Annotated in this window: 5 protein-coding genes; 2 read left to right on the top strand and 3 right to left on the bottom strand. The window is 64.4% G+C overall.

Annotated features, from left to right (window positions below; translation table 11 throughout):
* Positions 1-171 precede the first annotated feature (171 nt).
* The 3 genes from OXI69_00580 to OXI69_00570 form a co-directional block, all read right to left on the bottom strand.
* On the bottom strand, positions 172-1,848 hold the full coding sequence (locus OXI69_00580) for a family 10 glycosylhydrolase (protein ID MDE2664624.1): 1,677 nt from the start codon (positions 1,846-1,848) through the stop codon (positions 172-174).
* Positions 1,849-1,981: 133 nt separating this feature from the next.
* Complete coding sequence (locus OXI69_00575; protein MDE2664623.1) at positions 1,982-3,349, bottom strand: ABC transporter permease; 1,368 nt, start codon at positions 3,347-3,349, stop codon at positions 1,982-1,984.
* Positions 3,350-3,495: 146 nt separating this feature from the next.
* On the bottom strand, positions 3,496-4,473 hold the full coding sequence (locus OXI69_00570; protein ID MDE2664622.1) for a substrate-binding domain-containing protein: 978 nt from the start codon (positions 4,471-4,473) through the stop codon (positions 3,496-3,498).
* Positions 4,474-4,659: 186 nt separating this feature from the next.
* On the opposite strand from OXI69_00570, the gene aroE reads away from it, so the two are divergent.
* A complete protein-coding gene (aroE, locus tag OXI69_00565) occupies positions 4,660-5,517 on the top strand; it encodes a shikimate dehydrogenase (GenBank protein ID MDE2664621.1) in 858 nt (285 codons plus the stop codon).
* A 254-nt stretch (positions 5,518-5,771) separates the two neighbouring features.
* Complete coding sequence (locus OXI69_00560; protein ID MDE2664620.1) at positions 5,772-6,938, top strand: Fic family protein; 1,167 nt, start codon at positions 5,772-5,774, stop codon at positions 6,936-6,938.
* Positions 6,939-6,973: the final 35 nt, after the last annotated feature.

The raw sequence follows: 6,973 nt of genomic DNA, 5'->3' as shown, positions 1-6,973 counted from the left end.
TAGCGGTCACTACGGTCGAGCGAGCATGGATGGGCTGAGGGGAAAAGGACAAGCCAGGGCGCGCCCAGCACAGTCTGTACGCTGAAAGCTCCTAACTAAACGCCGCAAGATGTTGAAGACAAGGACCCGTCCCCCCTATGCTCAGCGACCAGGTGAGGAGTGCGGGCAAATCTATTGCTTTAGTCCCGGCCCGCCTTCTCCCGGACGCAGACCGTTCTTGCCGGGCAGGTATTCCACCACCAGCTCCACGTCGCTGATCATAATGGGGAAGACCAGCTTGCTGTCCTTCTCGAGGACGTCGACCCGAATGGTGTTCCGGCCCATCTTGGGCAGGTCCTCGCCGCGCAGGTCCACGTGCAGCCGGTATCCCCGGTAGCGCTGGGGCCGCGGACGCATCTGGTAGGTCCAGTCCGCCTTGCGCCACTTGGCTTCAGGGAGTTCCTTCCCGTTCCACCACAGCTTGACCTTGTCGGTATGCATCATGTGCTGCACCATGACCTGCAGCTCGCAGCGCCACAGCTCACCCTCGCCTGCCTTGGCCGCCAGGTCGTCGGCCACGTCCAGGTGGATCTCCTTCCCCTTCTCACCGGGGACCAGCTCCAGGGGGAGCTGCCAGGGGACCCCGTACTTTGGGGGGGTGTCCGCCTTGGGATTGCTTCCGATGCGGAAGCGCTTGTCCCTGTGGGCCAGCACGTCCGGATACCCCATGAAGCGCATGGATTCCATGGCCGAGTCGTCGTAGGGATAGCGGTCGGGGTCGGGGTAGTAGGTGTGGAAGAGCACGCCTTCGGCTCCGGCCGCGTAGGCGTTGGCCGCGGCCGCGGCAAAGACCTCGCGGGTGTCCTGGGGATTGGCGGAGTTGTTGATGCCGGCCAGCACCTTGACCTTGGTGCCCTTGGTGGCCTCGACCACCTTCCGCAGCTCGGGGGTTCCGGCTTCATACCCGTGGGTCACCGGCATGGCGATCACCGAGTCCACCAGCTCCTCCCGGATCCAGGTTTCCAGGTCCATTCCCAGCGTGCGGTTGCCCTCCAGAGTGCCGGCAATGCGAATGACCAGCCGCTTCTCACGGCCCTGCTCCTTGGCCGCCAGGTCGCAAGCCTGCCGGATCTCGCGGAGCCAGCCGGTCATGGTCTCGGTGTGCTCGGGGACCTCCCGCCGGGCGATAAAGGGAGCGTAATCTTTGAAATTGATCTCGATGCCGTCGGTGGGATATCGGCTCACCAGCTCCGTGATCACCGCCAGGCGGTCGGCCCGGATCTCCGGCCGGGCGTAGGAGAGCCGGTGGGGCAGATCGTGCACTGCCGCCGGAAAGTCCGGCTCCGGCCCCACCTGCCACTCCGGATGCCGGGTGGTGAAGTCGGCCACGCGGCTGTTGGTGACCTTGTTGGGGGCCGTGTGCAGCATGTTGAGCAGGATATTGGGGAGAAACTTGAATCCCCGGCGCTGGGCGTGCTTGGTGACCACGTCCAGGGGGTCCATGCCCCGCTGGATGAACGAATGGGCGTTCTGGCCGGCCCGATACCAGACGATGTGGTTGACCAGGTTCAGGTTGTGCCCCCAGCGTTCCCCCACCTTGGTGTCGTAGAGGAGCACGCTGCAGTCGCCCACGGCGTAGGTGATGGTATCGATGCCCAGGTCCAGCAGCTCGTCGATGGGCTCCACGTACTGGCGAACGCTCATGGGGGGTTCATAGAGGTAGACGCTGGAGTGGCGTCCGTCCGAATAGAAGATCACTTCCTTCTGGCCGTCTCCCTCCCCGGCCACGGCCGGGGCCGTCAGGGCCAAGACAACCCCAATCAGGAAAAGTCCGGCGACGGCTGCCCTGCCCAGTAGCTTGATGTTCATGGTTGAAGTTCCTCCTTTGTTCAATGACCTGCGGTTGACTTACCCTTCTGATCCCTGCAATCTCCTCTTGCGGACGCGCCGGGGGCGCACCGCCCATCCTGCAAGCTCGCGGCACCGGGGAGCCGCGGCCGCTTCACGCCTGTCTGGCCCTCTGCAATCTCCCCCAGCCCCGCTTCTTGGCGATGTCCAGCAGCACGGCGCCAAGGATCACCGCCCCCAGGACCACCTTCTGGGTGTAGCTCTCCACGCCGGTCAGGTTCATGCCGTTCTGGATCACCGCGATGATGAAGGCCCCGATGAGGGTTCCGAAGATCCGGCCCTCGCCGCCCGCCAGGCTGGCTCCGCCCACCACCACCGCCGCGATGGTGTAGAGCTCGTACATCAGCCCGTAGGTGGGGGAGCCGCTCTTCAGTTGGGAGGCCATGACCACTCCGCCCAGCCCGGCCAGGGCCGCGCACAGGGTGTAAACGAAGATGAGCACGGCCGTGACCGGGACTCCCGAGAGCCGGGCGGCCTCGCGATTGCCGCCGACGGCGTAGATGTAGCGCCCCAGCGCGGTTTGGGTCATCAACAAGTGTGCCGACAAGTATAGCGCCAGCATCAGCAGCACAGCGTTGGGAATCCTCAGAAAATCGGCCCCGCGGCCCAGCCAGACGAAGGAGTCGGGAACCTGGTAGACCGATTGACCCTCGGCCAGGATGTAGGCCAGCCCGCTGGCCACCAGCATCATTCCCAGGGTGGCGATGAAGGGGGGAATGGCGAACCAGGTGACCATGACCCCGGAGAAGGCCCCCAGCAGGCCGCACAGCAGGATGGCCCCCAGGCCGCAGAGCACCATGTCCAGCGGGCCGGCGGCTTCGGCCGAGGCCGCCTCCCGGATCAACCAGGTGCACACCACCGCCGAGAAGGCGATCAGGCTGCCCACCGAAAGGTCGATCCCCGCCGTGATGATGACCATGGTCATTCCCACCGCCAGAATGGCGATGACGGCGATCTGGTTGGCCACGTTCAGCAGGTTGTCGCGCTTGAGGAAGTTGGGCCAGCGGTAGCTAGGGGGCGTCAGGACGCTGGCCCCGGCCAGGCCGGGAAACTTCTCGCCCAGCCTGTCGAAGACAGCCCAGCGGCCGGTGACGTCGGTGCAGGCGATGGCGTGCAGGCACCCGCCCGACCTGGACAGCCCATCCAGGCGTTCCCGGGCGTCGGAGGGCTGGCCCTTGACGGTTCCCAGCACCCTCATTCCGGCGTCGCTCAGCCGGCGCTCGAGGGAGTCGGCAAAGAGCGCATCCTCGCCGTGCTCCCGGGCCACCACCAGGACGGCCGCGCCCGGGGAAAATTCACTGGTGATGCGGTCGGTCAACTGCTCGGCGGCCTCCACGCCGGTGGGGTGCTGCTCGTCCCAGGTGACGTAGCTGAAGCAGGCCCCGAGCAGCACCAGCACCAGCACCATGCCGTAGTCGGAGAGGAGTCGGGACAACAGCCGATGAAAGCGGGGATGGCCCATGGAGTTCACTTCCGGCGACGGGGTCTCAGGCAGGAGAACAGCCCGGAATTCCCATTCGGACAACGGCGTCGGCGTCTGGAGTTGCCGGTGGCGGGGGGCTGGGGGGACAAGCCGACCGGGACGCCGCCAAGCGGCCGGCTCCAGGGTTATTGAAGGGTTGGATCCTTTTCGGCATCGGCCTTGCGGTAGAGGGCGGTGGGGATCAGGATCTCCGGGGGCACTTCCTCTCCCTCGAAGTGCCTGGCGATGGTCTGCATGGTCTGGCGGCCGATGCGGTCCGGAAACTGCACGGGGTCGGCGTAGATCAGCCCGTCCTTGATCGCCTGCTTGCCCTCCGGTTGGCCGTCAAAGCCGATGATCCTGACCTGGTCGGCCTTGCCGGCCTTCTCCAGCGCCGCCCTGGCCCCCAGGGCCGATGGGTCGTTGATGGCGAAGATCCCAACCAGGTCTGGATGAGCCTGGATGGCGTCCTCGGCGGCCTTGTAGCCGCCGTCCTTGGCCCCTCCACCCGGCAGCACGGCCACGATGTCGATGGTGCCCGCCCGGCGATCGCGATTGTATTCGTCGATGATCTCGTTAAACCCCTGCACCCGCAGCAGGCAGGACTCTGCCTGCTCATAGTGGAGCACCACCACCTTGCCCCCGGCTTCGCCCAACGCCTCGATCATGGCCTTGCCGGCTTCCTTGCCACCGGCGTAGTTGTCGGTGGCGATGTGAGAGACCACCTTGGCGCCCGGGGCCAGGCAGGCCAGGTCGGCGGTGAAGACGGGGATGCCGGCCTGGTTGGCCTCCTGGATGGCGGTTCCGATGGCCTTGGAATCGGTGGGGCAGAGCACGATGGCGCTCACCTTGCGCACGATGAAGTCCTTGACCTGGTTGCGCTGGCGAGCCACGTCGAATTCGCCGCTGGTCACCACCACCTCGTAGCCATGCTTGCGGGCTTCATCGGTGAGCGTGTCGGCAATCACCTTGAAGAAGGGATTGGTCAGGGTCATCACCGACAGGCCGATGGTTCCCCGGGAAGGCGTCCCGTCGCCCGGGGTCTTGCCGCCCTCTTCCGCACGGCATCCCGCCAGCAATACCAGCATCGCCAGGGCTGAAAGCTTCCACAGGCAGGATCGCATTTGGGAACCTCCTCGGGCTTTAACCATCCGGTCCCGTCCCACGATTCGAAACGCTCGGAAAATCGGAACCCTTAGAGTAAATCCCCATCCCTGCCGGGAGGTCAAGCCCAAATTGACGCGGTTCGGCTTCCCCATTAGAATGCCTGCCCAGTCTCAATCCACAGGCTTACACAACCGGAGGAACCCATGGCCCAGCGGTGGAACTTCAGACAGGAGCTGGTGTTCTGCTTCGGCCACCACCTGGCCGACAATCCCACCCAGCACATGCTGGAGAAGGCCTTTCGCCACCACGGCCTGAACTGGCGCTACGTCAACTTCGAGCTGGGCAACGAGCGGCTGGCCGAAGCCGTGCGGGCGGTCCGGGTCCTGGGCTTCCGCGGCGGCAACTGCACCATGCCCTGCAAGGTCACGGTCATCCCCCACCTGGACCGCCTGGGCCAATCCGCGGGTGTCATGGAAGCCGTCAACTGCGTGGTGGTGGACGGCGAGGAGTTGGTGGGCGAGAACACCGACGGCAAGGGATTCCTGCAGTCGCTGCGCGAGGTGACCCAACCGGCAGGCAAGCGGGTGACGATCCTGGGCGCCGGCGGGGCCGCCCGGGCCATCGCGGTCGAGACGGCCTTGGCCGGAGCCTCCCGCATCACCATTGTCAACCGCAGCCCCCGGCGGGGACAGGAACTTGTGGAGCTGCTTCAGACCCGAACCGAGGTGGAGGCCCGCTTCCTTCCCTGGGAGGGAGACCACGCCGTGTCCGAAGACACCGAGATCCTCATCAACGCCACCTCCATCGGCATGCACCCCGATGCCGGCGCCCGAATCCCCCTCCGCACAGACACCCTCACGCCTGCTATGGTGGTGGCCGACGTCATCGCCAACCCCCCTCAAACCCGCCTGCTGCGGAACGCCGCCGCCCGAGGCTGCACCGCTCTGGACGGCCTGGGCATGCTGGTCAACCAGGGCGTCATCAGCTTCCGCTACTGGACCGGCCAGGACCCCGACAGCGCGGTCATGCGCGCCGCTCTGGAGGAAGTGTTTGCGGGGTGAGGGGATGGGGGGCGGGGACACTCCTGCCATCGTAGCCGTAGGTGTCGAAGGCCAGTGACTACCCAGGCGTGGGCCTGTCGGTTTCGACTGAGACTGCGGTGAATGCCCGGCAGTACAAGATGTGCGCTCGGCAGTATCCCTTATCGTGATTGTCCCCGCTGGATTTGCATTGGAACCTTCGTTATTGTAATTTAGACACTAAAGTTAAATAGCAAATAGTGTTATTGAACAACCGTAAATAAGGACAGCCCATCATGCGGCGCGGAGAAAGCGGCAGCTATGAAGTGACGATCGTCGGCGGTGAGCGGGTTCGGGCATTTGTGCCGCTGCCGTTGCCCCCAACACCTGCTCTGATGTTGGACGGCTCGCTGCAACAGCTTCTGGAATCGGCGGTACTTGCCTTGGGCCGCCTCGACGCGGTCTCGACTTTGCTGCCGGACCACGCGCTCTTCCTGTATGCCTATGTGCGCAAGGAAGCGGTGCTTTCCTCTCAGATCGAGGGCACGCAGTCCTCTCTGTCGGATCTTCTGCTATTCGAGCTTGAGGAAGTGCCCGGGATTCCGCTTGATGATGTGACCGAAGTGTCCAACTACGTGGCGGCGCTCAGATATGGTTTGCGTCGCCTGGAGCAGAATTTCCCCCTGTCGAATCGCCTGATCCGCGAGATCCACGGTGTGTTGTTGTCGAGCGGGCGGGGACAGTCCCAAACACCCGGTGAGTTCCGCCGCTCGCAGAATTGGGTCGGCGGCAACCGGCCGGGTCATGCTGCTTTCGTGCCCCCGCCGCACACGGTCGTGCCCGATTGCATGACGGCGTTAGAACGCTTTTTCCACGCCACCGACGATGGGGTGCCCGTACTTCTAAGGGCGGGGCTTGCACACGTGCAGTTCGAGACCATTCACCCCTTCCTGGACGGAAACGGCCGCGTTGGCCGGCTTCTCATAACGCTACTTCTGTGTCAAGCCGGTTTGCTAAGCCAGCCGCTCCTCTATCTGAGCCTGTATTTCAAGCAACACCGCGGTGACTACTACGACTTGCTGAACCACGTGCGCCGCACAGGCGACTGGGAGGCTTGGCTTGGCTTCTTCCTGGAAGGAGTGAAGCGAACGGCTGAGGGTGCAGTCTCCAGTGCACAGGGTCTGTCCCGCATGTTCCAGGATGACCGCAACCGCATTCAAGTGTCAGGGGGGCGGAAGACCGGGTCGGCACTGCGTGTACACGACGCGCTCAAGGCGAGGCCTATTCTATCGTTGCCTGCGGCGTGCCGAGAGACCAAGCTCTCCTTTCGGGCAACTGCCTCAGCCATGGAACTGCTCGCGACTCAGGGGATCGCGCGGGAGATTACCGGAAAACGACGGAACCGCCTATTTGTCTATGACCGGTATCTTTCCGTCCTCAACGAGGAAACCGAGACTTCCTGATCTCGGGAAAAGTCAAAGTCACACCCGACCAAGCC

The sequence above is a fragment of the Acidobacteriota bacterium genome (genome assembly GCA_028875575.1).
In the GTDB taxonomy this organism is placed as follows: Bacteria; Acidobacteriota; Terriglobia; order Versatilivoradales; family Versatilivoraceae; genus Versatilivorator.
This window is presented reverse-complemented; position numbering and strand designations above follow the sequence as displayed.